The following is a 26,328-nucleotide window of genomic DNA, read 5'->3' on the forward strand; positions in this document are numbered from 1 at the left end:
CAAGATAATAGCGTATACCCGCGCAGGCGGGCATACGCTGCGCGATCTGTATAATACAAGCCCTATCGTCCGCCGTAACCGATGATGCCATGAGCTCGATGTCCGAAGACGTTTCCGCACCTTTACGCGCACGCGCCATCGCCCTGTTGTGGCGCACTCTGGCACGCTTGAAACCCCACCGGCTGTGGCAGCTTGCCCGCCTGATCGGCCCGCTGATTCTCGCCTTCAGCCGCCGCGAACGCGACGTGACACGCGTCAATCTCAGACACGTCTATCCGGACATGGCGTCACGCCAGCAACGACGCCTGACACGAGACAGCCTGACGCACTCGTCGGCGACCATGCTCGAGCTGGGGTTTGCCTGGATGGCCGCCCCGCAACGCGTCGAAGATTCGATCCGTGCCGTGCATGGCCGCGAGCTGCTCGACGATGCCCGCGCCCAGGGGCGTGGCGTGATCGTGCTGGCGCCGCATTTCGGCAACTGGGAAGTCCTCAATTTCTGGCTGTCCAGTCATTTTCCGTTCACGGCCATGTACGAACCACCCAAGATCGACGCGCTCGACCCGGTGATTCGGCATGGCCGCGAGCGCATGGGGGCCCAGCTGGTGCCCACCAATCCACGCGGTGTCGCCTCGCTGCTCAAGGCGCTCAAGCGCTGCGAGGCGGTGGGGATCCTCCCCGATCAGGAACCGAGCTGGGGAAGCGGCGTCTTTGCCGACTTCTTCCAGCGCCCGGCCTATACCGCCACCCTGCTGCCCAAGCTGGTAGCGCGCACCGAAGCGCGGGTCGTCACCGGCGTGGCGCGACGTCTCCCCGACGGCAATGGCTTCGCGCTGCACTTCCTCGCCGCCGACGAGCGCGTCTACTCACGCGACGAGGCGCTCTCGGCCACCGGCGTCAACGCCAGCGTGGAACACGCCATCGCCCTGGATCCCGCCCAGTATCAGTGGGAATACAAGCGCTTCCGCAAGACGCCGCAACAAGCCGCTCAGCACCCCGACTTCAAACGCTTTCGAATCTACTGAACCTGCGACGCGCCGCCGATTGTTGCCTACACTGCTCCAGAGCATTTCGCGAGGCGCCATGCATGATCGCTCACCACACGACCCAGGCACTAAGACGAAGCGCGCCGACGCTTGCCGGCCTCTGGCTGGGCGCCATGATGATCGCTGCCGGTCAGGCCCAGGCGCTCCCCCCCGTGGAAGTCGTCGGCAACGCGGCACGGGCCAACGTGCCCGACGGTGCCACGCTCGAAAAACGGCTCGCGCTGCGCGCGCCTCGACTGATCAGCTTTGGCCCCGAGGACGAGATGTTCATCGGTTCCCAGGCGGGACGTCTGTACCGTCTGCAACCGCCCTATGATCGTATCGATGCGGAAATTCCGTTGTCCGGTTACCCGCACAGCGCGGTGGTGCACGACGGCTACCTGTACGTGGCGACCACCGATCATCTCTATCGCACGGCCTATACACCGGGACAGGACGTCACCGAGGTGGACTTCGAGGGCGTCGCCGACTTGCCCGGCGGTGGCGGCCATGCCTCGCGTTCGTTATCGGTCGGCCCCGATGGCAGGCTTTATGTCGCGCTCGGCCTACAAGGCAACTGCTCGGCGCAACGCCTCGCCGACGACGTCGCGTTCGAGGACCGGCGTGGCGGCGTGATGGCGCTCGATCCGACGCACGAGACCCCCGGATGGACGCCCTATGTCAGCGGGTTGCGCAATCCCATCGGCATGGCCTGGAGTCCACAAGGCATTCTATACCTCAACAATAACGGCCCCGACCATTGGGGATACGAGGCGCCGCCCGAACTGCTGGTGCGTGCCGAATCAGGGAGCTTCCACGGCATGCCGTGGTATCAATGGAATGACGACGAGTGGCAACGCGACACATGCATCGACTCGGCACCGCCTGCCGGACGTGACACCCTGGCACCGCCGGTGGCCACCTTCGCCGCGCGTAGCGCCCCCATCGGTCTTACCTTCCTGCCTGAGGATAACCCTTGGCAGGTGGACATGGTCAGCGCCATCCATGGCAGTTGGGCCACGCAAGCATCCGGGGGGCGTGCTACTCGCCGGCCCCCCAAGATCGTCGGCATCCGACTCGATGACGACGGCCGTCAAGGCCAGATGGTCGACCTGGTCAGCGGTTTTCAGGCGGCAAACGGCGAACGCTGGGCACGCCCCGCCGGCGTCGCCTACCACGACGGAGCGTTATATTTCACCGCCGACGACGGTGATACCGGGCTGTACCGCCTGACGCCGTGAACTGACAACGTCTAGCGCTTATCCAGATGCGCCTGGCGCGCGGCAACCTCGGCAAGTCCCGACCAGTCCTTTTCACCATCACCGTGCGCCAGGGCATCGAGCAGCCGATCTCGCACCGCACTACCCAATGGCAAGGCGACATGCTGTTCGTCGCCCGCGCGCAGGGCCAGACCGACATCCTTGTGGCCCAGGCGCATCGTGAAGCCGGCGGGCTCGAAGCGCGCGTCGGCAATCATCTTCCCGTAGCCCTGATACGCCGGCGAGGCGAAGAGCGTGTTGGTGACGACATCGAGAAAATCGCTGGCCTCGATGCCGTATGCGCGGGTCAGCGTCGACGCCTCGGCCATCGACTCGATGGCGGTGGCGAGCATGAAATTCGCCGCGATCTTGGCCACGTTGGCGCGCTCCGGCGATTCGCCCAAGGGCCATACGGCTTGGCCCATGGCGTCGAGCACGGGCCTGACCCGCTCGATCTGCGCCGGATCACCGGCAGCGATGATATTGAGCTTGCCCGCCGCCGCCACGTCCGGACGTCCGAGCACCGGCGCGGCGATGTAGGCCACGCCCAGGCGGTCGTGCAGTGCCGCCATGCCGCGCGCAAAGGCCACCGATACCGTGGCCATGTTGATATGCACGCTGCCCTTTTTCATCGCCTCGACGGCCTTGCTCTCGACGAGCACTTGATGCGCCGCCTGGTCGTCCGCCAGCATGCTGACCAGCACCTCGTGGCGTGCCGCGTCGGCCGGTTTCTTGGCGACCTTGGCGCCCTGCTCGGCGAGCGCCTCGGAAGCCTCAGGGGAACGATTCCATACCGTGACCTCATGCCCTGCCTCGAGCAATTGCTGCGCCATGCCACGTCCCATGGCCCCCAGGCCAATGAATCCAATGTTCATATCCAACTCTCCTTTGGTGGCTCCCCTGAACATTAGCACGCAAACAAGGATTTGACGCCCCGGTCGTCGCACACATCGCATGGGGGATTTCATTTGGGCGATACCTTGCTAGACTCGAGACGACAGCTTGACGGGGTGCCGGTGGAACCGGCTGAGATCGTCCTGCTTCGCGTTTCACATCATCGCGGAGCCACGACGGATCCCGACGAACCTGATCCGGCTAGTACCGGCGTAGGGATCAAGCGGAGTGCGCAGCGCTTGGACAGCGTTCATCGTTGCTTACTTCTCCCGCCTACGCTGTGCGCCGGCCTGACTTGTGTCATGACCTGGAGCACATATGACAACAGCGCCATTTCTGTCCGCTACCGCCCGCGTCGACGCGGCCGCCCTTCAGACATTACCCGGCTCGCGCAAGGTCTATGTGGAAGGCTCACACGCGGATATCCGCGTCCCTTTCCGTGAAATCGTCCTGTCGCCGACCACGACCTCCGGCGTCACCGAAGAGAATCCACCCCTGCTGGTCTACGATACTTCCGGTCCCTATACCGACCCCGAGGCCGAGATCGACCTGCGCCGCGGCCTGCCCGAGCTGCGTCGCGGCTGGATCGAGGGACGCGGCGATACCGACTTCCTCGACGGCCCGTCATCGGAATACGGCCGACGCCGCGCCAACGACCCTCTGCTCGCCCCGTTGCGCTTCGACCTGGCCCGCACCCCAAGACGCGCGAAAACAGGCAAGAACGTCACGCAGCTGCACTACGCCCGCCAGGGCATCGTCACCCCCGAAATGGAATTCATCGCCATTCGCGAGAATCAACGTCGGCAAGCCCTCGGGTCCGAAGAGGTGGAGCGGATCCTCGGCCACCAGCACCCCGGCCAGGGGTTCGGCACGCGGCTGATTGATGAGATCACCCCGGAGTTCGTGCGCCGCGAGGTCGCCGAGGGCCGCGCGATCATTCCCTGTAACATCAATCACCCCGAATCCGAGCCGATGATCATCGGCCGCAACTTCCTGGTGAAGATCAACGGCAACCTGGGCAACTCGGCGGTGAGCTCGTCCATCGAGGAGGAAGTCGACAAGATGACCTGGGGCATTCGTTGGGGCGCGGACACCATCATGGATCTCTCCACCGGGCAGAACATCCACGAAACCCGCGAGTGGATCGTGCGCAACGCCCCGGTGCCGATCGGTACCGTGCCGATCTATCAGGCGTTGGAGAAGGTGGGCGGCGTCGCCGAGAACCTGACCTGGGAGATCTTCCGCGACACCCTGATCGAGCAGGCCGAACAGGGTGTGGACTACTTCACCATCCACGCCGGCGTGCTGCTGCGCTATGTGCCGCTGACCGCCAAACGGGTCACCGGCATCGTCTCCCGCGGCGGCTCGATCATGGCCAAGTGGTGCCTCTACCACCACCGCGAGAGCTTCCTCTACGAGCACTTCGAGGACATCTGCGAGATCTGCAAGCAGTATGATGTCGCCTTCTCGCTGGGCGACGGCCTGCGCCCCGGCTCGGTGGCCGACGCCAACGACGAGGCCCAGTTCGCCGAGCTCGAGACCCTGGGCGAGCTGACCCGCATCGCCTGGCAGCACGACGTCCAGGCGATGATCGAGGGCCCCGGCCACGTGCCGATGCACCTGATCAAGGAGAACATGGACAAGCAGCTCGCCGAGTGCGACGAGGCGCCCTTCTACACCCTGGGGCCGCTGACCACCGACATCGCCCCCGGCTATGACCACATCACCTCAGGGATAGGCGCAGCGATGATCGGCTGGTACGGCTGCGCCATGCTCTGCTACGTGACGCCCAAGGAGCATCTGGGCCTGCCCAACAAGGACGACGTCAAGACCGGCATCATCACCTACAAGATCGCCGCCCATGCCGCCGACCTGGCCAAGGGCCACCCGGCCGCCCAGCGCCGCGACAATGCGCTGTCCAAGGCGCGCTTCGAATTCCGCTGGGAAGACCAGTTCAATCTCGGCCTCGATCCCGATACCGCGCGTGAATACCACGACGAGACGCTGCCCAAGGACTCGGCCAAGGTGGCTCACTTCTGCTCGATGTGCGGGCCGAAGTTCTGCTCGATGAAGATCAGCCACGAAGTGCGCGCCGCCGTTTTCAAGGACGAGGCCGACAACCCTGGCCTCGAAAGCGATAGAGAGACGATCGAGCGAGGCATGGAAGAACAGGCCGAACGTTTCCGCGCACAGGGAGGTCACTTATATCGCGAGGTCTGACCATGCACCCGGGACAGCCACGCTGCATGGCGTGGCTGGATGCGTGACCCCCAGATGACGCTTAAACTGGATGATCCTTCGATCGCAGTCGGCGATCGATGATCATGGCAGACAGGAGTGTCGATATGCTCAACGACTGGTTCGTATCCCATCCATCCAATCTGATCTGGGTGGTCTTGTGCACGGCCGTGCTGTATCTGGTCGTGGTGGCTCTGGCACGGTGGTCGGGGGTGCGTAGCTTCGCCGAGTTGTCGACGTTCGATATCGTGGTCACGATCGCACTCGGCTCGATGATCGCCAGCGTGGTGGTGTCCAAGGAGCCGCCTCTGCTGCAGGGAGTGGCGGCCGTGGCGACGCTGTACGTGCTGCAGCTTTTCGTGTCGCGCCTACGTTCGCGTTTTTCCGTGTTTGAGAAGGCGACCGACAATCGGCCCATTCTGCTCATGGGGCCGGGCGGCGAGATCAAGCACGCCAATCTGCGTGTGGCGCGCGTCACCGAGGATGATCTACGCGCCCACATGCGCCGCGCCAATGTCTCTGATCCCCGCCAAGTGCAGGCGATGGTCATGGAAGGCGCCGGCAACATCAACGTACTTTACGGCGAGCATCACGACCTCGGCGATGACCCCTGGATCCTGCGTGGCGTGCGTGATTACACGCGCTAGGTCTCGGTCCGCCCTATCGACATCGCGCCTTGCTGCTTCGGTCACGCCTCGCCATATTCCGGGGACCAGTTCAACCTGGGGCTCGCCTCAGCCACCGCATGGGCATGCCAGGATGAGCACACGGTCTGACACGCGCCCGGGACGAAAAAAGCCACGCTTTCGTTAGCGTGGCTTGGCATGGCGGGCAAGGGGCGCAAGATCAGCGTAGCGAGGTCATCAGCACTTCGTTGTCCGTGACCTGAAAGTCGATCGACATCATGATACTCAGTGCCGTGATGGTGAAGATCGAGAAGATGAACACCTTCTTGGCCCATACACGGTCGTCGCCGGCACGGTAACCGCGCAGCGCCATGACGAGCCAGTAAAGTCCCATGACCGCCGCAACCGCGAAGTAGCCATATCCGGCGTAGCCGCCCAGCGTGAGCATCAGGGTCGCCCCCAGAAACGCCAGGATGTACCAAAAGATATGATGCTTCGCCGCCCGCACACCACGCTCGACCGGCAGCACGGGAATCGATGCCGCGCGGTAGTCATGATAGCGAAAGATGGCGATGGCATACGAATGTGGCATTTGCCACAGGCAGAAGATCAGCAGCAGTGTCAGCGCACCAAGATCGAACTGACCACTGACGGCGCAATAACCCACCACCGGAGGCGATGCGCCGGACAAGCTGCCCACCAACGTGCCATAGATGGAATGTCGTTTGAGATACAGACTATAAAGCCCGACATAGACGACGAAACCGAGCAAGGCAAACAGCGTCGCCAACGCATTGGTACCGAACCACAGCACAGAGAAGCCCGCGATCCCCAACGCACCGCCATAGGCCAGCGTGACCCCGGGCGGGATCAAGCCCTGTACCGTGGCGCGTTCCCGAGTGCGCTCCATGAGCCGATCGATGTCACGATCGATGTAATTATTGAATACGCATCCGGACGCGATCACCAGCGCAATCCCGATGACCGTGGCCAGGAAGAGCCCGCCATCCACGCTCCCTTGGGAAGCGAGGAAGAAGCCCCCGGCCACGGAAATCAGGTTGCCGAAGATGATCCCCGGCTTGGTGATGGACACGAAGAGTTTGAGCATCACGCGAGGCGACTCACCCACCGAGCATCATATTGGCATGCAGGTTTTGCATGATCCAAATCGAGCCGCCCACCAGGATCCCTAGAATCAACGCCGTAAAAGCGAAAGACCCTACATTCCAGCCTTCTTCGGTCTTGAAGTCCAGGTGCATGAACATCACCAGCTGCACCAGGACTTGCAAGATGGCCATGATGGAAATCGTCACGAAAACGGTCATCGTGCTGAAGCCGCCACTCATGACCATCCCGAACGGGATGATCGTCAGCACGATGGACAGGATCAAGCCAGTCACATAGGACTTGACGCTACCGTGATTGCCACCATCGTGGGACGCATGTGCATCGCTCATTTACAGAACTCCCATCAGATAGACGAAGGTAAAGACACAGATCCACACGATATCCAGGAAGTGCCAGAACAGGCTGAGGCACATGATGCGCGGGCGTGTCATGTCGTTGAGTCCCTTCGTGGACAGCTGCACGATCATCACCAGCATCCAGATCAAACCGAAGGTCACGTGCAGACCATGGGTCCCGACCAGCGTAAAGAACGCCGACAGGAAGGCACTGCGATCCGGACCGAAGCCTTCCACGATCAGGTGATGGAACTCATAGAGTTCCATGCTCACGAAGCCCACCCCCAGAATGAAGGTGACGATCAGCCAGGCCCGGACCTGTGACAGGCTGTCCTTGTGCATGGCCAGCACGGCCATGCCATAGGTGAAACTACTGAACAGCAGCAGGAAGGTCTCGACCAGGATGAAAGGAAGTTCGAAGATCTCCTTTCCCGTGGGGCCTCCCGCCGTGCCATTCATGAGCACGGCATAGGTCGCGAACAGGCTTCCGAAGATGACCAGGTCGCTCATCAGATAGACCCAGAAACCGAACAACTTCATTTCCGAGGCATCGTGGTGCTCATGCCCGTCGTGGGCATGAGCGTCATGCTGATTCAAGGTTTGCGTCGTCATGATTACGCCTGCATCTCCAGCCGTTTATGGTGCTCGCGCTCAATACGTTCGACTTCCGCCGCCGGGACGTAGTAGTCGATATCGTCATTGAAGATCCGGAACATGAAGGCCACGAACATGCCAACCGCGCTAACACCGGCAAGCCACCAGATGTGCCAGACCAATGCGAACCCGAACACAATGCTGATCAGACCGATGATTGGCCCCGCCACGGTGTTCTTGGGCATATGAATATCTTCGTACTGCGTCGGCTTGTCCGCTGCCATGCCCTTCTCTTTCTTCGCTTCCCAGAAGGCATCCACGGAGCCGACATGAGGAAGATGCGCGAAGTTGTAGAACGGCGCCGGCGACGACGTGGACCACTCCAGGGTACGCGCGTCCCATGGATCGCCCGTGATGTCGGCGTTTTTCTCGCGATCGCGAATGCTGACGATGAACTGAATCACGGTGCTGGCGATACCGCACAGGATACACACGGCACCGACCCACGCCACGATCATGAACGGCTGCCACTCAGGGTTGGCATACGACTGCATACGGCGTACCGCCCCCATGAAGCTCAGGATATAAAGCGGCATGAAGGCCAGGTAAAAGCCGACGATCCAGAACCAGAAGGAGCGCTTGCCCCACTTCTCATCGAGCTTGAAGCCAAACGCTTTCGGGAACCAGTAGGTCAGGCCCGCCAGCATGCCGAACACCACGCCGCCGATGATGACGTTGTGGAAGTGGGCGATGACGAACAGGCTGTTGTGCAGCACGAAGTTTGCACCGGGGACCGCCAGCATCACACCGGTCATGCCACCGATGGTAAAGGTGATGATGAAGCCCAGCGTCCACAGTACCGGCGACGTGAACTCCAGACGCCCACGGTACATGGTGAACAGCCAGTTGAAGATCTTCACGCCGGTGGGAATGGCGATGATCATCGTCGCGATCCCGAAGAAGGCGTTGACGTTGGCGCCCGCCCCCATGGTGAAGAAGTGGTGCAACCAGACGACGAACGACAGGACCGTAATACACGCCGTCGCCCAGACCATGGTGTTGTAGCCGAACAACCGCTTCTTGGCGAAGGTCGCGATGACCTCGGAGAACACCCCGAACGCCGGCAGGATGAGAATGTACACCTCAGGATGGCCCCAGGCCCAGATGAGGTTGACGTACATCATCATGTTGCCGCCCATATCGTTGGTGAAGAAATGCATCCCCAGGTAACGATCGAGCGTCAGCAGCGCGATGGTCGCGGTCAGAATCGGGAAAGAGGCAATGATGAGGATGTTCGCGCACAGCGACGTCCAGGTGAAGATCGGCATACGGAACAGCGTCATGCCCTTGGTACGCATCTTCAGGATGGTGACGAAGAAGTTGATACCGGTCAGGGTGGTCCCGATCCCCGATATCTGCAGTCCCCATATCCAGTAATCGACCCCCACGCCGGGACTGTACTTGATTCCCGATAATGGTGCATAGGCCAGCCAACCGGTCTTGCCATACTCACCGATGACCAGCGACACCATGGTCAATATGACACCGGCCATGAACAGCCAGAAACTCAGGTTGTTCATGAACGGGAAGGCCACGTCACGCGCACCGATCTGCAGCGGCACGACCAGGTTCATCAGACCGATGACCATGGGCATGGCCACGAAGAAGATCATGATCACACCGTGGGCGGTGAAGATCTGATCGTAGTGCTCGGGGGGAAGGTAGCCCTCGGCTCCGCCGGCGGCCAGAGCCTGCTGGGTACGCATCATGATGGCGTCGGCGAAGCCACGCAGCAGCATGACCAGGGCCACGATGAAATACATGATGCCCAGTTTTTTATGGTCAATGGATGTGAGCCATTCCGTCCACAGCCATTTCCACTTCTTGAAATACGTCAGCAAACCGACGATGGCCAAGCCACCGAGGGCCATCACGATAGCCGTCACGACGATGATCGGCTCGTGATAGGGAATATCGTCAAGTCCAAGTTTTCCGAACATAATGTTACTCCGCTGCCTCTGCGCTCATGGCCTTCTCGCCATGGCCTTCGCCGTGCCCGCTTTGCCCGCTGCCACCTTTGAAGCTCTGGATGATATTGCGGTAAAGGTTAGGCGTTACGTCGGAGAAATATTCCACCGGGTGATCCGTGGAGGGTTCCGCCAACTCCTGATAGCTCCCTTTGAAAGAAAGCGTCTGGGGTGCTTGGCCGACCTTGTCGACCCAGTCTTCGAAGTCGTCCTTGGACAAGGCGAGCGCATCGAACGTCATCTCCGAGAAGCCTCTGCCACTGTAGTTGGACGACTTGCCGGCGAAGACGCCAGTCTCGTTCGCCACCAGGTACACGTCGTTGTCCATGCCGGCCATGGCGTAGATTTGGCTACCCAGGGTAGGAATGAAGAAAGAATTCATGACCGAGGCCGAGGTCACACGGAAGTGCACCGGCACATCGACGGGCATGGCGACTTGGTTGACCGTGGCAATCCCTTGCTTGGGATAGATGAACAGCCATTTCCAGTCCAGGGCGACGACCTGGACCTCCATGGTCTCGCTCGCTGGCGCGAGCGGCTTGTGCGGATCCAACGAGTGTGAAGTCTTCCAGGTAATGATCCCCAGAAACAGGATGATGATGCAGGGCACGAGCCACACCACCACTTCGATCTTGTTGGAGTGCGCCCAATCCGGCAGGTATTTGGCGGCATGGTTGCTATGCCGATACTTCCAGGCAAAGACCACGGTCATGACGATGACCGGGATCACCACGATCATCATCAACCAGAAGGCCGTGATGATCAGCGACTTCAGCTGTTCCCCGATCAGGCCTTTCGGGTCCACCAGCGCCGCGTCACAACCACTCAGCAACACTGCGATCAAAGGTAGGACACCGAGCCATCCCAGGTTCTTCTTCATTCTCATTGCATGGCCTCACTCAAGCATGGGAAGACGTTGCAGCGCTTGCTCATTGAATGCTTTCCTCCGCTAGCGACCCGTTGAACTCGACAGTCAGGAGGGATGGCAAATTCGCCGGCGGAACACGAGCGACTTGCAGTGTGTCCGAGCGGTCATGTATGACGGCCTGACCGCTTGGACACGCCCAATGATTTGCATCCCGGCATGCTGCCGAATCCCAGCTGCCAATAACACGAGTATTATGCACTCTAAAGGTTGGGCATACCGCGCATGCTAGGAGATGACATGGGGCTTCGCCATCGGTGCGCATGCATCGCTTACGCCCTTGCGTCCCTGACCTGCCTGCAATACCGCCATTAGCCGATAGATCGCAAGCAGGGAAGGCCGACGGGGCGGCATTCTGAAGCAAAATCAGGTGAAATAGAAGCGACCATTTGCCGCAGTCGTGTCACACCCCACGCCTCTCGTCCGGGCAGGTGCGCCTACGATTGTAGGGGGTAGCGCAGCGCGCCTCAACGATCTCATCGCCAGGCATCAGAAAAGCTCGGGCGCGAACACCATCAGCGCCATGCCAACGCTCGTGGCCAGCGAGAGTCCGGCGCCCCAGAGCAGGACCCGACGCACTTGCTGCCAGGTATCATGGACGCGTACGGCACGCGCTACTTTAGCCTTGAGTTCCGCATAACGGGCATACTCGTCATCGGCACTGATCGAGAAATCATTGGCCACGTTACCGCGCCAATAAGGCGCATGACTCAGCCCCATGCGTGCACGCAGCAGACCGATGCCCGTCAAGGTGCCGTAGAGCTGGTCATATTCACGCTTGCGCGATTCGACACACAGGATGTGTTCGGCGGCCGACTTGACGGCCTGGTTCTCGCAACGCGCAATGGCTCGCGCAATATCCGCGTCACTCGCCGACACGTGGATGTCCAATCGTCGATAAATATCACGCATGCTGGCGCATCAAATAATCGTAGGCATTCTTGATTCGCTGGAAACGCAGCGACGCCGTGACCATCGCCTCCTGGCTCTGCGCATGGTAGCGATCGGGATGGTATTTCTGTGCCAAGCGTCGATAGGCACGCTTGATATCGCTCTTCTGGGCGTTTTCCATCAATCCCAGCACCGCCAGCGCCCGTTGGGCTTTTTCATTGCCATTGGCATACCCGCCGGTACGCCCACTTTCATGGGAAAAACCTTCATGAGAAAACCCCTCATGGTGACGTTTACCCTCCCCAGAGCGCTGGCCCCCTCGAGAGCGTTCATGATGCCCGGTATCATCACGCCGCCAGCGCCAACGGCGCTGACGGTTTTCTTCACGTTCTTCCTTGGCATGCTCATTTCGGCGATGCTGGCGTTCTTGTCGACGTCCCGCTCGAGCCCCCTGATCGCTGCTTTCCTGATCATCGGCATGCGCTCGAAAACGCTCGCCATCCGCGCCGCGACGTTTTTTTCGAGCCCCACCCCCAGGCTCGGCTCCTTCGCGTGCTTGCCAATGATCGACGGCACTAGGGTCCTCAGGCGCCGCTAACGGATAACCGGCAACATCCCGAAACAAGACCTCGAACCTTTCCGGCGCCACGCCCAGCAGATCGGCCAGAAACCTCAATACATGGTGCTGACCGGCCGCCAAGGCTCCTTCATGGGTCGCCACGTGAATCGCCTGGCGAAGAAAGGTTTCCCGGCGCGGACCACGATAATAGCGCTGCAACACTTCCGCCGCGAGCTGCAAGGCCACGAAATCCGGCGTACTCGCCAAATCAACGATCAACTGATGGCCATGGTCGTGGCGGAAATCCCCGGTGAGGTCGTCGAGCAAGGCCCGCTTGCGGTCGCTCAAGGCATCCTGTCCGTCGCTCATTGCCAACCATGCCAGCAACAACAACGCAGCCGTATCGGCCTCGTTACGACTGCTGAGCAACAAGCGCTCGAAAGGCGTAAAACGCGATGATGCCATGCCAGCTCCTGGCTTTCGGGTCATTTATTATGGGTAATCGCCATATCCTATGATGAATCGGCCGCTGTCTGCATAGCTTTAGCGGTGACACCATGACATGGGTCACTCGCCCTTACCCGATCATCGCTTTCACAGCGACGATCAGCTCGTATCCGCTGGCGCGTCGCTCGCCACGCCACTGGTCGATGGCGCCTGCTCGGCCGCGGCCGGCAAACGTCCCGACGCATCCGATGCCTGTTCGAGGCTCACGCTCATGCGTGGCATCGCGAGTTCCACGCCCAATTCATCGAAACGCCGCTTGAGACGCAAGTTGAAAGCCCGTGCCACGTCCCACTGCATGACCGGAGCCGTGCGCATACGCACGCGCAGGATCGCCGCGCCGGCATCGAAACTTTCCACGCCCTGAAGCTCCAACGGCGACCAAATATAGTGTCGCATCATCGGATCGCGACGCAGCTCTTCGGCCACCTCCCTCACGATGGCAATCGCATCGTCGATCTGCATATGGTGCGCCACGCGAATGCGCAGCAGCGCGACCCCGAATTCACGTGAGAAATTCTGGATCCCCTTGATCTGGCTAAAAGGGATCGTATGCACGATGCCATCCAGGTCACGCAGGCGCACGGTGCGTAGACTCAACCCCTCGACCGTCCCCATATGGCCGCTCAGGTCAACGAAGTCGTCGATGGCCAACGAGTCTTCGATGAGGATGAAAAGCCCCGTGATCAAATCCTGGACCAGCGTCTGGGCACCAAATCCCACCGCCAGACCGATCACCCCGGCCCCGGCCAGCAGCGGCGTCACGTTGACCCCCAGGTTGGCCAACGCCACGATGAAGGCAATGATCACGATGGTCGCGAAGACCACATTGCGAATCAGCGGTGTAATGGTCTGTGCCCGCGTGCTCTGCGCGCGCCCGCTACGTCCCCGCTTGGAAGATAACAACGCCCGCTCGATCGCGGTATCGGCGAGAATCCAGACCAGCCACGCCAGCAGCAGCGTCATGCCGATACTGATCAACGACTGGCCGATGCGCTGGCTGATGCCTTCGTCGCTACCAAAAACCAACAGCGACAAGCCCCAGACACGCATCGCCAACTCGGCGAAGACCACCCAACTCATCAAGTGCGCCAGGGTGTAGCCGAAGCGTACCAGGCGCCGTCGATACTGTGATTGGCGACGCACCTTGGAAGGCTGCTCGGCATGGCGGTGAATCAAACCATTGACGATCAAGGTCACCACCAACAACCCGGCGGTGACGATGGCCTTGGCGAACGCACTGCGCGAGTCACCTTCGGAGGTCAGGATGGCGATCAGCGAGACCACGACCATGAGCAGAACCGGCATATGCCATACCGTTCCCACCACTTGAATCAACTCACTGCTGGCACGCTTATCGCGCCGGTAACGATAGGGACGATTGCGGATCAGGTGCTTGATGGGACGCTTGAACCGGAGGGCGAACGCCCCCGTCAACAAGGCCGCCGTGACGTTGGCCAGCATGGAGACCACCTCCGCCAGTGAGGCCCCCAGGGTCGAGCGCAGTTCCGAGGCATTCGCGGCGTCGCCCAACGCGACTAGCGCACCGATGACGAATAGCCAACGCGCGGCGCGACGATGCAGAATGCGCAAGGCAACCCGTCGATGACCATTGGCGAAAAGCGAAAAAACGACCTCGCAAACGGCGGTGAACAAAATACCGCACAGGGTGATGTAAGCGATCACCATCGCCAATGTCTTCCCCAGCGTGGACGTCATGCCATGCACCACGCCCAGCGTCATCCCGAACGCGAGCCCCCAGGGGAGCAAGCGACGCAGCATGTGACGTATCAGCATCCAAGTGCTCGGCTCAGCGCTGAGCGTGAGCTGCATATTCAAGCGTTTGGCCAAACTGCGCCCGCCGAACACCATCAACGCCGCGCTGCCCCCCCACAATCCCAGCACCCAGGCAAAATCGCCGACGAGATGCACAAGCGACTCCAGCGATGTGAATCGTTGCATCAGGGTATCGCCTGCTCGCGCGCTCAGGCGCCGCCAATACTCGAGAGGCGTCACGACGTCCCCGGCATCGCTCAGCGAGGTCAGCGACTCCGCAATGGCTCCCAGCAACCCACTCGGCGATTCGGCCTTAGCATCGGCGCCTTCCAGCGAGGCTCGCAAGGCGCGTAGCTGGGTGAGCAAGGCGTCTCGGCGCTGCTGGTCTTCAAGCATGGCGATGACACTATCCAATGATTCACGTGCCTGCTCATTCGATGGTGCCTGCGCGCCTTGGCTACCACCTGCGCCGGACAATGCCGCCATCGGCGATGCAATCTGCCCCCACGCAGCACTGGAAAACACCAGTAGCGCACACAACAAAACGAGCCATCGGCCCCAATGCGCCGCTCTCTTGTCCATGCTCACCTCATCTCGACGTCTCATCGACACAGCGTGCCCTAGCCGCGCGCTGCAACCAACCGGTAGACGCACGCAGGAGCGCTTCCAAATAAAAAGCCAGGGCACGAGGCCCTGGCCATAATCCGATCCACTCGAGGGTCAGTGACGGCTGGTCGGAGGCTCGGATACCGCCGCTGCCTCGTCGTCATCCTCGTGATGGGAGGATACACCCCGCTTGCGCTGCAGCCATGCCTGCACATGGGCGATCATGGCGTAGAACGCCGGCACGAAGAAGCTTGCCAACACGGCCACCGACACCATCCCCATTGCCACCGTGGTACCGATGTGATGGCTGTTGGTATCGTTGGCGCCACTCGCGATGGCCAACGGCAGCGTACCGAAGATGAAGGCCAGCGAGGTCATCACGATCGGCCGGAAGCGTAGCTCGGAGGCGGTAATCGCCGCGTCGCGGATCGACTTGGCGTATTCGCGGCGCTGCAGCTCGGCGAACTCGACGATCAGGATAGCGTTCTTGGCCGCCAACCCGACCACGACCAGCATGCCCACCTGGACATAGACACTGGTATCCAGCCCACGCAGCACGATCCCACCAATGGCCCCGATGAAGGCGAATGGCACGGCAGTGATGACCGCCAGCGGCAGCGCCCAGCTTTCGTACTGCGCCGCCAGGATCAAAAAGACCATCAGAATGCCGAAGGTAATGGCAATCAAGGCGGCATTGCCGGCATTGACTTCCTGGAAGGAGGTGCCTGTCCAGCCCATCCCCCATTCGTTGCCAAGCTGTTGCTGCACCACTTCCTGCATCGCGGCTATCGCTTGGCCCGAGCTATACCCCGGCGCGGGTTGGCCCTGGAATTGTGCCGACGGATACACACCGTAACGCGTTACCACCGATGCCGCCGATTGCCGTTCCAGGGTCACGAACTCGGAGATTGGAATACGTTGCCCATCGCCACCGCGCACGAAGATTTGATCGAGATCATCGGGTGTCTGGCGATATTCGTCCTCGTTTTGCATGTAAACCTGGAAATTACGGTTCTGATACGTGAAATAGTTCACGAAACCACTGCCCAGCGTATTCGACAACGTCGTATTGAGATCGCTGAGGGACACGCCGTAACTAAGCACCTTCTCTCTGTTCACTTTAGCGCGATACACCGGTGTAGAGGCGCTGAATGTGGTAAACACACGGGCCAGCTCCGGCCGCTGATTGGCGGCTTGCATGATCTTGCCCGCCGCCTGCATCAGCTGCTTGGAATCGGCGCCACCGTAGGACTGCAGATAGGCCGTGAAACCACCGGTCGTCGAGAGCCCGATGATCGGCGGCATGTTGAAGGCCCTGGCGGTACCGCCTTCCAGACCGGCAGCGATCCGATTGATCTTGGCGATCATTTCCGTGACGGTTTCCTGACGCTCGCCCCAGGGCTTCATGGTGATGAACATCACGCCTTTCGACGTATTGACCGCACTGGTCAATAAATCATAGCCCGCGACCGCGGTGGAATAGGCCACTGCCGGATCCTGCTCGATCTTAGCGCTCAGTTTCTCCATGAAGGCCGTCGTTCGCGCCAAGGAGGCCCCTGCCGGCAGATTCACACTGGCAATGGCGATCCCCTGGTCCGTTTCGGGCACCAGTGTCGACGGGTTGCTTTGATACATCCAATAAGACGCACCGATAATGAGTGCCGTCAATACCAGCGTCAGCGCCCAGGCCTTCACCAGCAAACGCACGACGGCCATATAGCCTCGCGTTACCCACTCGAAGAAGCGGTCGAACAAGCGAAAGGGCGTCGCAGCGGCACGTGCTACCTTGGAACTGCCCAACCCCGATTTGTGCTTGACGAAAAGCGCACTCATCGCCGGTGTAAAGGTCAACGCCACGACGGCCGAAATGGCCACGGAAATCGCGATCGTCAACGCGAACTGCTGATAGATCTGCCCCGTGAAGCCGCCCAGGAACGCCACGGGAATGAATACCGCCGCCATGATGAACGAGGTCGCAATAACCGGGCCACTGACTTCTTTCATGGCTGTAATGGCCGCCTTGCGAATGGAGATATCGGGGTCTTCCTCCAATAATCGCTCGACGTTTTCCACTACCAGTATCGCATCATCGACCACGATACCGATCGCCAACACCATGGCGAACAGCGACAGCAGGTTGATCGAGAAGCCGAACATATAGAGGCCGGCGAAGGTCCCCACCACCGAGACCGGTACCACCGACATGGCAATGACCGTGGTGCGCCAGTTCTGCAGGAAAATGAACACGATGACCGCCACGATCAACAAGGCTTCGAGAAACGTATGGAATACCGAATCCACTGACGCACTGATGAACAATGTCGTGTCGTAGGGGACTTCATACTTGAGCCCCGGCGGGAAACGCTTGGCAAGCTCGTCCATCTTGTTCTTGACGGCTTCGGCGGTTTCCAGCGCATTGGCGCCCGGCTGCTGATTGATCATGATCGGCGTCATGGTGTTGCCGTTCATGTTGGCATTGATCGCATAGGACGATGCGCCCAGTTCGACACGAGCCACATCATTCAGGCGCAACGTCGAGCCATCGGGATTGGTGCGCAGGATGATATTGCGGAATTCATCCGCAGAAGAGAGCCGACCCGGCGCCGTCACTGTATAGGTATAGGCACGCGGATCATCCTGGGGCGCCTGCGACAAGGCGCCCGCCGGAGTCGCGGTATTCTGTGCACGAATGGCGCTGGTAACTTCGGCGGTGGTGAGGTCGTATTGCGCCAACTTACCCGGCTGCAGCCAGATACGCATCGCGAATTCGCCGCCGCCCAGCACCTCGGCCGACCCCACGCCCGGGACCTGACGCAACTCGTTGAGGATATTGAGCGTGGCATAGTTCTGCATGAAGATGCTGCCGTACTCGCCGCTCGGCGAGGTCAGGGCCACCAGCATCAGGATGCTGCTCGAACTCAGCTCGACCGTGACCCCTTGCGACTGCACCGACTCGGGCAACTGGGACAATGCCTGCTGAACGCGGTTGTTGACATTGATGGTGTTGATATCGCCATCGGTGCCGATCCGGAACGAGACGTCCATCTGCATCGAGCCATTGTCGGCGCTGGTCGAGGTCATGTAGATCATGTTCTCGACGCCATTGATCGCCTCGGCGAGCGGTGCGGCAACGGTCTTCGACACCGTCTCGGCATCGGCCCCCGGATAGGTCGCCTGTACCGATACCGTTGGCGGCACCACACTAGGATATTGCTCGATGGGCAAGACACGCATCGCCATCGCCCCGATCACGATGATGACGATCGAGATGACCGTGGCGAAGATCGGTCGCTTGATGAAGAAGTTGGAAATATTCATCCGTCAGGCTCCACTCGCCTGCTTGGCTTGGCGCGTCGAGGACGATGGTTCGGCACTCGACGTTTGCTGAGCCGCCGGCGGCGCGTCACGCGCCCCGGGGACCGCCTCCGCCTTGCCATCGAAAGGCTGAGGCTCGACGACCGCCCCCGGGCTAAGGTTGCCAATATCACTCACCACGACACGATCCCCGGTGTCGAGGCCGGACTTGACGATCATCCACGCCCCGGCGGTATCACCCAACTGGACAGTACGCGTGCGCACCTTATTTTCCTTGCTCAGCACATAGACCTGCGGGCCCATCAATCCCTGCGTCACGGCAATTTCCGGCACCGCGTACACATCGTAACGCTTCAGCCCTTCCAGCTTGACGCGCACGAACTGACCGGGCAGGTAGAACCCATCGGGGTTATCGAAAAAGGCATTGGCCTGGACGGTACTGGTGTTCTCATCGACGCGAGAGCCCAAAAACTGGATGCGTCCGGTCAGGCTATCTTTCGGTGACCCGGGAATCTGCAGGTTGGCGGTAATCGTTTGCTGATCATTTTCTTGCCGTTGACGACGCAACTGGAAGGCTTCCTCTTGAGGAAGCTGAAAACGCACCTCGAGAGGATCGAGCGGCGTAATCGTGGCCAGCTCGGTGCCATCGTTGACGAGATTGCCGAGATTGACCTCGCTAAGACTGATCATGCCCGATGTCGGCGCTTCAATAGTCGTGTAATCGAGATCGATACGTGCGCTATCCAGGGCTGCCTGGGCTTGCGCGACATTGGCGCGCGCGACTTTCAGGTCGGCGAGTGCCTGATCACGCTGTTGGACACTGACCGAGTTCTGCTTCAGCAAGCGTTGATAGCGGTTCGCATTGGCTTGCGCCAACTCGGCGTTGGCCCTGGCGCTCGCCAGGTCCGCCTCACGCTGGCGCACGATGGCCTCGTAGACTTCAGGCTCAATCGTGTAAAGCGTCTGGCCCTTCTCCACTCGTTGCCCAGGCTCGAAGTGGCGTTCCTCCAGCATCCCGCTCACGCGTGCCGCGACGGTGACATCGTGATCGCTACGCAGCATCGCGGGGTAGGACTTGTCGAGTTCGATATCGCGCTTGGCCATTTCCATGACCTGAGCCTTCGTGGGCGGGGGAGCAGCACTCTGCGCCTGCTGTTGGCCGGCGTCATCGCCGCCGCTGCACCCCATCAGCAGAGCACCCGCCAACGCCACGGCCAAAAAGCCCCGGCGCTCATTCCCTGTCGTGGATACCATCGGTGTTTTACCTTGTTTGATCGAGATCAATGATGGCTAAGACTACACGCATACATACATGAATGTAAATGCCATTCACTTGGGGTATGATGGCAGAAAAGTCTTGCCTTTCGGTGTCCATCGCCATCGTCTAGCCGGATTCATCAACGAGATCACGCCATGCCCCGCAGAACCAAAGCCGAAGCCGAAGCCACGCGAGAAGCCTTGCTCGATGCCGCCGAAGACGTTTTCCTCGAAAAGGGCGTCTCACGCACTTCCCTCGAGCATATCGCTCGCCATGCCGGCATGACGCGAGGCGCCGTGTATTGGCACTTCAAGAACAAGGCCGACCTGTTCCATGCCATGCTCGATCGGGTCAAGATGCCGCTCCAGCAGATCATCGACGACATCACCGCCGAGCGTCAGGCGTCAGGGCCACTGAACACGCTGCGCCTTGCCACGCTGCATGCCTTCGAAATGCTCGAGCGCCCACGCTCATGCCGTGTGCATACCATCTTGATTCACCGCTGCGAATTCATCAGCGACATCAACCCCGTGGAACTCCAGAACCGTTTGGCATCGGATTGCCGTGAAGTCGTGCGGCGCTGTTTTCAGCAGGCGCATGACGAAGGTCTGCTGATCGACGAGGTCACACCCGATGTCGCCACACTGATGCTGCATTCAATGATCGGCGGTCTGGTGCACGACTGGCTCCGGACGCCCGACAACTATTCGCTCAGCGCACACGGCGGCGAAGCGATCGACAACTTGTTCTATCTCATTACGCGTCACGCTCAGGTCTAGGCTGCTTGCAGGCGTGCGATGGCCCTTTCGACACCCGCACGGTAAGCGCCACCGAACAGCAGCAGGTGGTTGAGCAATGGGTACAGCTGGAACAATGTTTCACGACGATCCCAATCGTCGGGACGGTCGCCATCCCAGTAAGCCTCGAAGAATGCCTCACCCGGTGAGCCAAACAGTGTCAGCATCCCCAGATCGACCTCTGGATAATGATAGTAGACGGCGGGATCGATGATGGCCGGCCCCTCGGGCGTGGCGAGCACATTGCCGGACCATAGGTCGCCATGCACGAGGCTTGGCGACACCTGCGGCAACCATGTCTCGAGCTGATCGGCGACATCTCCCAGCGCATCCAGCATCGCTGCAGGCAGCAAGCCCCGTTCGACACAGGCCGTGCCCAGCGGCATCAGCCGATGCTCGCGTTGAAACACACGACCATCGTCGCAGGGCGTATTGCGCTGCGCCGTTGGCCCGCAGCGATTATCGCGGGGCCACCCGTGACGCTCGCCGTGCACCGCGTGCAACTCGCGTAGTCCTTCGCCCAGCTTCGCCGCATTGCGCTTGCCGCCCGGCGTCAATGCCTCCATGACCAACCACTCTCCCTCCTGGGCGATCACCGCCGGCACTTTCAACGCTGTGTTCGCTCGGTGCAAGGCACGCAAGCCTTCGGCTTCGGCAGCCAGGGCCACGGGAGCGTCGCGCTTGACCACCACCGCCCCCTGATCGGTTTCCAGCCAGGCGACATCGGCGATATCGCCTCCCGCAAGCGCTCGAGGCTCTCCTCGAGCGACCAGGTGTTGCGATGCCAGCACGGCACGCAGCGACTCCTGCATATTGGCCTCCCTCTCGATTGCTGCTTGCCTTGCATGCCCCGCGGCGTGTTCAGCGCTCCTCCGGCACGGATGTGCTCGTCGTACCTGATGGCGACGCGGCATCGCCAGCCTCCTTGACGCGCCGCTGCTTCAACTCTTGCTGGAACAGCGCCTGAAACTCAGCGATGGCTTCATGCTCGGTCTTTCTCAAGGTTTCTAAATCATGACGATGTTCGTAGGACGATGCCAGTAATTGGTTATCGAAGTCACGGAAGGTGCGTACGGCTTCCAGCGCATTGGAGCCAGGGTAGCCGAGGCCCTTGAGTACTTCCACGCTCATCTCCATGCTCGAGGCAAACGTCTCGCGTACGACGGTATCGACGCCGAGCTCCATCAACTGCCAGGCATGATGGCGATTACGCGCGCGGGCGAAGATTTTGACTTGCGGATAATGACTGCGCACCATCCTCGCAATGGTGAGTGCCGCCTCCTCGTCGTCGACGGCGATCACCAACATCTTGGCTTGAGGGAGGCCCGCCGAGCGCAAGACATCGAGACGCGCGGCGTCGGCATAATAGATACGCGAACCGAAACGGCGAATGAACTCTACTTGGGCGATATTGGGGTCGAGCGCGGTGAAGTTGATGCCCTGCAACTTGAGCACGCGCGCCACCATTTGCCCGAAGCGTCCCAGCCCCGCGATCAGGACCGACGGTGTCTCGTCGCCGAAGTCCTTGTCATAGGGGCGGCTCTCTTTCATCCACAGAGCAAGCCGATCACCGCCACGATAGAGGAAGGGCGTTAGCGCCATGCTCAAGGTCACCGCCGCGATGCACAAGCTGGCGATTCGCTGATCGAATACCCCCGCGCCCACCGCCGCGCTAAGCAGCACGAAGTCGAACTCGCCGCCCTGGGCAATCACCGTCGCCAAGCGCGGGATCTCCTGGCGTGGCAGGCGCGCCACCACTCCCACCAGTGTAATGACGATCAGCTTGGCCGCCAGTAACCCGAGGGTGATGCCCAGCACCCACCATACATTGTCGAACACCAGCGCCAAGTCGACCGACATGCCTACGGCAATGAAGAACAGCCCCAGCAGGATGCCCTTGAAGGGCTCGATATTGGCTTCCAATTCATGCCGATACGCTGTATCCGCCAGCATGACACCACCGAGGAAGGCCCCCAGCGCCATGGACAAGCCGGCCCACTCCATGACCAGCGCCATGGTGAGCACCATGAACAACGCCGCAGCAGTGAATACTTCATGCACCCCGCTGCGCGCGATGAGCGCCAGAACGCGAGGAAAGACCAGGCGCCCGAAGACGATCGCCGCCAGCACCATGCCCACGGCCTTGCCGATGTCGCCCCACATCGCTCCACCGTGACCACTCAGATCGCCCGCGAATAATGGCAGCAGGGCGAGTAGCGGAATGACCGCCAGATCCTGGAAGAGCAGGATGGAGAACGCCGTCTGACCGTGAGGTGTCGCCAGACGGTGCTGCTCATTGAGCAGCTGCAGGGCGAATGCCGTGGAGGACAGCGCCAGGATCAACCCCAGCAATACCGCGAGTTCCCATGACAGCCCCAACGCCCACCCGATGGGCGTCAACAGCATGCCACATGCCAGCAATTGCAGGATCCCCAAGCCGAACAGGTGCTTGCGCATGCCCCACAATCGCGCGGGCTCCATTTCGAGACCGATGAGGAACAACAGCATCACCACGCCGAACTCGGAGAAATGCAACACCTCTTCAGGCTCGGCAATGAAACCGAGCACGGACGGCCCCAGCAGCAGCCCCACGGCCAGATAGCCGAGTATCGAGCCCAGCCCCAGGCGTTGAAACAGCGGCACGGCGATGATGGATACACCCAGCAGCACCGCTGCTTCATAGAAAAAATTCATGCGCTAGCGTTCCTCATATACGCTTTCCGTGATCGCACCGCGGTAGGTGTTCGACTGACAGCTGCTACTCATTATACGTGCGAAACGGCAAGCGCTCTCGGCATGCCAGGCGATAGTGGGCCATGGCCTGGCGCTCCTCGACGCAGAACCGCGCTACCGCCTCGCGAAATCCGGCATGTGGCAAGTAATGAAGCGAAGTACTCCGTTCGGGCGAGAAGCCACGCAGCAACTTGTGCTCACCCTGGGTACCGGGATCGAAGCGTTGCAGGCCCTGTTCCAGGCAATATTCGATGCCTTGGTAATAGCATGCTTCGAAGTGTAGACAGTCGGCCATGACTTCACTGCCCCAATAGCGTCCAAACAACGTATCACCGCCCTGCAGATAGAGCGCCGCGGCGACAGGCGTATCCCCCTGTCGCGCTTGCACCAGCATGAGGGCTTCGCCCATCGTCGCGCGCAGCCGGGTAAAGAATGCTTCACTGAGATAGGGCAGCTGTCCGCGCTCGAGATAGGTGATACGGTAACAGCGATAGAAATGTGCCAACGCGGCGGCATCGATATCGTTCCCACTCAGGCGATGCAGGCTCACCCCTTGTTCGGCGACCTTGCGCCGTTCGCGGCGAATCTCCTTGCGCCGCTTCCCCACCATCGACGCCAGAAAGCCCTCGAAATCACCGTAGTGGGCATCGCGCCACTCGAAACGCACCGCCTCACGTCGCAGCAAGGCCGGCCACTGTGCTTGCCACTGAGTGACTTCCTGCTCATCGGCAAACAGCAGATGCCAGCTCGACACGTCGTTGCCCCGTTCCTCCAGAAAGGCCGCCACCGCTTGCATGGCCTGGGCACGCGAGATGTCGGATGCCACGATCAGGCGTGGACCGACAGCAGGCGTGAAGGGAATGGCGCTCAACCGCTTGGGGTAATACCGTCCGCCGGCACGCTCCCAGGCATCGGCCCAGCTCCAATCGAAGACATATTCGCCGAAGGAATGCGTCTTGAGATAATGCGGTAACACACCCACCAGACGTGCGTCCTGCCACAGCGAGAGATGGCGAGGCGACCAGCCACTCTCGGCGTCTACACAGCCGGTACTTTCCAGCGCATCCAGAAACTCGTGCCGCAGGAAAGGATAGCGGCTCCCCACCAATGCGTTCCATGTGTCGAGCGGGACCTCGGCTACGCGCGGCAGTTCCCGTATCGTCAAGCCCATCATCACGCCTCCCGAAGCGGATTCCCGAACATCACGGCTCATGCTAGGGTGAGGCCAACCCACTTTTGGAGCAAGCGATGCCCCGCGTCACGCCCGTGCCTTCCAAGCCGCCTCCCACTCCACAGTTCAATAGCATGGCGCTGGTCGCTTTTGCGCTCAGCGTGCTGGGAATCTTCGTGCTGCCCAGTGCCTTGGGGGGTGTCGTCTGCGGCCATCTGGCGCGCCGACAAATCCGTCGCACCGGCGAACAAGGCGACGCCTGGGCGCTGGCGGCCCTCATTCTCGGCTATTTGCTGCTTCTGCTGTCCATCGCAGGCTTGTTAGTGTTTGGCGGTGTCATGATCACCATGTTCGGTGTCATGAGCTTCATGTGAACAGTGCACCAACGATCTCCGGACTGGCAGCAGTGGTGCCCATTGCGTAGCTGCGCTAAGCTGGCGCTCCTGTTCCGGAACCTCGCAGTATAGGATGCACGATGCTGGATTCGCTCCTCGACAACGATTTTTACAAGTTCACCATGCAGAGCGCCGTCATCAAGCGCTTTCCTTACGCGCGAGCTCGCTATGCGTTCATCAACCGGGGCGACCACGCCTTTCCTCCTGGTTTTGCCGAACGACTGCGTGAAGCAGTGGACGCCATGGCGAATCTGTCGCTGACGCTCGAGGAAAAGCGTTACCTGGAACGTACTTGCCCCTACCTCGACCCGACCTACCTCGATTTTCTTTCGGGGTTCCACTACGACCCCGGCGAGGTCGAGATCTTTCAGGAAGGCGGGCACTTTACGCTACGCATCGAAGGCCTCTGGTATCGCACCATTCTTTGGGAAGTGCCCCTGATGGCACTGATCAGCGAGATCTGGTATCAGATGGGGGATGGTCAGCGCGATACCGATGAAATCATCGACGCCCGTACACGCGACAAGATCGAGCATTACAAGCGCCTGGGCCTCAAGATTGCCGAATTCGGTACGCGTCGACGCTACTCCTACGACGTACACGACCGCGTCGTGGCATCGCTGCGCCACCACGGCGGCGACACCTTTTCCGGTTCGAGCAACGTGCATTTGGCCATGCGTCATGGCGTCAAGCCGATCGGCACCCATGCCCACGAGTGGTTCATGTTTCACGGCGCGCGCTTCGGGTTCAAGATGGCCACCAGCCTGGCCTTGGAGCATTGGGTGGATGTCTATCGCGGCGACCTGGGCATCGCGCTGACCGACACCTTTACCTCGGCCACCTTCTTCGACAGCTTCGACAAGAAGTTCGCCAAGCTCTTCGATGGCGTGCGTCACGACAGCGGCGATCCACTCGAATTTGCGGCCGCCACCATCGCGCATTACCAACGCATGGGCATCGACCCGCGCACCAAGACGATCATCTTCTCCGACGCCCTGACCCCCGAACGCGTGGAGCGCATCGACAACTTCTGTCGTGGCCGCATCACCACCGCATTTGGCATCGGTACCAACTTCACCAACGATGTCGGCGTCACGCCCATGAACATGGTCATCAAGATGACCGAGGCACGCCCTGAGGGCCAGCACTGGATCCCCGTCATCAAGCTCTCGGACGTTCCTGACAAGAACACCGGTGACGCCGACATGATCGAGCTCGCCAAACGCGTGCTAGCCCTCTCCCGGCGAGCCTGATACGTCCCGCCGTCAGGTT

21 protein-coding genes and 1 riboswitch are annotated in these 26,328 nt (G+C 60.7%); of the genes, 7 read left to right on the forward strand and 14 right to left on the reverse strand.

Annotation, left to right across the window (positions count from 1 at the left end; genetic code table 11):
- Positions 1 to 89: 89 nt before the first annotated feature.
- Together C8E00_RS04045 and C8E00_RS04050 are read left to right on the forward strand one after the other, a co-directional pair.
- Complete coding sequence (locus C8E00_RS04045; protein ID WP_243833108.1) at positions 90 to 1,025, forward strand: lysophospholipid acyltransferase family protein; 936 nt, start codon at positions 90 to 92, stop codon at positions 1,023 to 1,025.
- A 62-nt stretch (positions 1,026 to 1,087) separates the two neighbouring features.
- Positions 1,088 to 2,266, forward strand: a complete 1,179-nt coding sequence (locus C8E00_RS04050) for a PQQ-dependent sugar dehydrogenase (protein WP_133694878.1) — start codon at positions 1,088 to 1,090, stop codon at positions 2,264 to 2,266.
- 11 nt (positions 2,267 to 2,277) lie between these two features.
- Here C8E00_RS04050 and C8E00_RS04055 read toward each other — a convergent pair whose 3' ends face one another.
- Positions 2,278 to 3,159 carry an NAD(P)-dependent oxidoreductase gene (locus C8E00_RS04055; protein WP_133694881.1) on the reverse strand — a complete coding sequence of 294 codons (882 nt, stop codon included), beginning with the start codon at positions 3,157 to 3,159 and terminating at the stop codon, positions 2,278 to 2,280.
- Positions 3,160 to 3,280: 121 nt separating this feature from the next.
- Positions 3,281 to 3,414, forward strand: a riboswitch (TPP riboswitch).
- An 82-nt stretch (positions 3,415 to 3,496) separates the two neighbouring features.
- Between C8E00_RS04055 and thiC the strand changes: the two genes are divergently transcribed.
- Positions 3,497 to 5,398, forward strand: a complete 1,902-nt coding sequence (thiC, locus tag C8E00_RS04060) for a phosphomethylpyrimidine synthase ThiC (RefSeq protein WP_133694883.1) — start codon at positions 3,497 to 3,499, stop codon at positions 5,396 to 5,398.
- Between the two features lie 125 nt (positions 5,399 to 5,523).
- Positions 5,524 to 6,063, forward strand: coding sequence for a DUF421 domain-containing protein (locus tag C8E00_RS04065; protein WP_166638244.1), 540 nt, complete (start codon positions 5,524 to 5,526; stop codon positions 6,061 to 6,063).
- A 199-nt stretch (positions 6,064 to 6,262) separates the two neighbouring features.
- Here the strand turns inward: C8E00_RS04065 and cyoE are convergent, their stop codons facing one another.
- The 10 genes from cyoE to C8E00_RS04115 form a co-directional block, all read right to left on the reverse strand.
- Complete coding sequence (cyoE, locus tag C8E00_RS04070; protein ID WP_133695917.1) at positions 6,263 to 7,150, reverse strand: heme o synthase; 888 nt, start codon at positions 7,148 to 7,150, stop codon at positions 6,263 to 6,265.
- Positions 7,151 to 7,163: 13 nt separating this feature from the next.
- Positions 7,164 to 7,499 carry a cytochrome o ubiquinol oxidase subunit IV gene (gene cyoD / locus C8E00_RS04075; RefSeq protein WP_133694888.1) on the reverse strand — a complete coding sequence of 112 codons (336 nt, stop codon included), beginning with the start codon at positions 7,497 to 7,499 and terminating at the stop codon, positions 7,164 to 7,166.
- Positions 7,500 to 8,117 (reverse strand): cytochrome o ubiquinol oxidase subunit III, encoded by a 618-nt coding sequence (locus tag C8E00_RS04080; protein WP_133694891.1) that lies wholly within the window; start codon positions 8,115 to 8,117, stop codon positions 7,500 to 7,502.
- A 2-nt stretch (positions 8,118 to 8,119) separates the two neighbouring features.
- A complete protein-coding gene (cyoB, locus tag C8E00_RS04085; RefSeq protein ID WP_133694893.1) occupies positions 8,120 to 10,099 on the reverse strand; it encodes a cytochrome o ubiquinol oxidase subunit I in 1,980 nt (659 codons plus the stop codon).
- A gap of 4 nt (positions 10,100 to 10,103) precedes the next feature.
- Positions 10,104 to 11,012, reverse strand: coding sequence for a ubiquinol oxidase subunit II (gene cyoA, locus C8E00_RS04090; RefSeq protein ID WP_133694896.1), 909 nt, complete (start codon positions 11,010 to 11,012; stop codon positions 10,104 to 10,106).
- Positions 11,013 to 11,540: 528 nt separating this feature from the next.
- Entirely contained in the window at positions 11,541 to 11,963 is a 423-nt protein-coding gene (locus tag C8E00_RS04095; RefSeq protein ID WP_133694899.1) for a hypothetical protein, read from the reverse strand.
- Entirely contained in the window at positions 11,956 to 12,966 is a 1,011-nt protein-coding gene (locus C8E00_RS04100; RefSeq protein WP_166638246.1) for a J domain-containing protein, read from the reverse strand. Before C8E00_RS04100 ends, C8E00_RS04095 begins: the two co-directional genes overlap by 8 nt.
- Positions 12,967 to 13,107: 141 nt before the next feature.
- Positions 13,108 to 15,363, reverse strand: a complete 2,256-nt coding sequence (locus tag C8E00_RS04105; protein ID WP_243833109.1) for a mechanosensitive ion channel family protein — start codon at positions 15,361 to 15,363, stop codon at positions 13,108 to 13,110.
- Between the two features lie 138 nt (positions 15,364 to 15,501).
- Complete coding sequence (locus tag C8E00_RS04110) at positions 15,502 to 18,705, reverse strand: efflux RND transporter permease subunit (protein WP_133694905.1); 3,204 nt, start codon at positions 18,703 to 18,705, stop codon at positions 15,502 to 15,504.
- A 3-nt stretch (positions 18,706 to 18,708) separates the two neighbouring features.
- Positions 18,709 to 19,956 (reverse strand): efflux RND transporter periplasmic adaptor subunit, encoded by a 1,248-nt coding sequence (locus tag C8E00_RS04115; RefSeq protein WP_133694907.1) that lies wholly within the window; start codon positions 19,954 to 19,956, stop codon positions 18,709 to 18,711.
- Between the two features lie 159 nt (positions 19,957 to 20,115).
- On the opposite strand from C8E00_RS04115, the gene C8E00_RS04120 reads away from it, so the two are divergent.
- A complete protein-coding gene (locus C8E00_RS04120; protein WP_133694910.1) occupies positions 20,116 to 20,739 on the forward strand; it encodes a TetR family transcriptional regulator in 624 nt (207 codons plus the stop codon).
- On the opposite strand, the gene C8E00_RS04125 is transcribed toward C8E00_RS04120, so the two are convergent.
- The 3 genes from C8E00_RS04125 to C8E00_RS04135 form a co-directional block, all read right to left on the reverse strand.
- Positions 20,736 to 21,569 carry a fructosamine kinase family protein gene (locus C8E00_RS04125; RefSeq protein ID WP_133694913.1) on the reverse strand — a complete coding sequence of 278 codons (834 nt, stop codon included), beginning with the start codon at positions 21,567 to 21,569 and terminating at the stop codon, positions 20,736 to 20,738. The two genes, C8E00_RS04120 and C8E00_RS04125, sit on opposite strands and share 4 nt — an antisense overlap.
- 49 nt (positions 21,570 to 21,618) lie before the next feature.
- Entirely contained in the window at positions 21,619 to 23,451 is a 1,833-nt protein-coding gene (locus C8E00_RS04130; RefSeq protein WP_133694916.1) for a monovalent cation:proton antiporter-2 (CPA2) family protein, read from the reverse strand.
- A gap of 64 nt (positions 23,452 to 23,515) precedes the next feature.
- On the reverse strand, positions 23,516 to 24,661 hold the full coding sequence (locus tag C8E00_RS04135; protein WP_133695919.1) for a GNAT family N-acetyltransferase: 1,146 nt from the start codon (positions 24,659 to 24,661) through the stop codon (positions 23,516 to 23,518).
- A 77-nt stretch (positions 24,662 to 24,738) separates the two neighbouring features.
- On the opposite strand from C8E00_RS04135, the gene C8E00_RS04140 reads away from it, so the two are divergent.
- Positions 24,739 to 25,035, forward strand: a complete 297-nt coding sequence (locus C8E00_RS04140; protein ID WP_133694918.1) for a DUF4190 domain-containing protein — start codon at positions 24,739 to 24,741, stop codon at positions 25,033 to 25,035.
- 101 nt (positions 25,036 to 25,136) lie between these two features.
- Positions 25,137 to 26,309 carry a nicotinate phosphoribosyltransferase gene (pncB, locus tag C8E00_RS04145; protein WP_133694920.1) on the forward strand — a complete coding sequence of 391 codons (1,173 nt, stop codon included), beginning with the start codon at positions 25,137 to 25,139 and terminating at the stop codon, positions 26,307 to 26,309.
- The last annotated feature ends 19 nt before the right edge of the window (positions 26,310 to 26,328 follow it).

The organism is Chromohalobacter marismortui (assembly GCF_004364315.1).
In the GTDB taxonomy this organism is placed as follows: Bacteria; Pseudomonadota; Gammaproteobacteria; order Pseudomonadales; family Halomonadaceae; genus Chromohalobacter; species Chromohalobacter marismortui.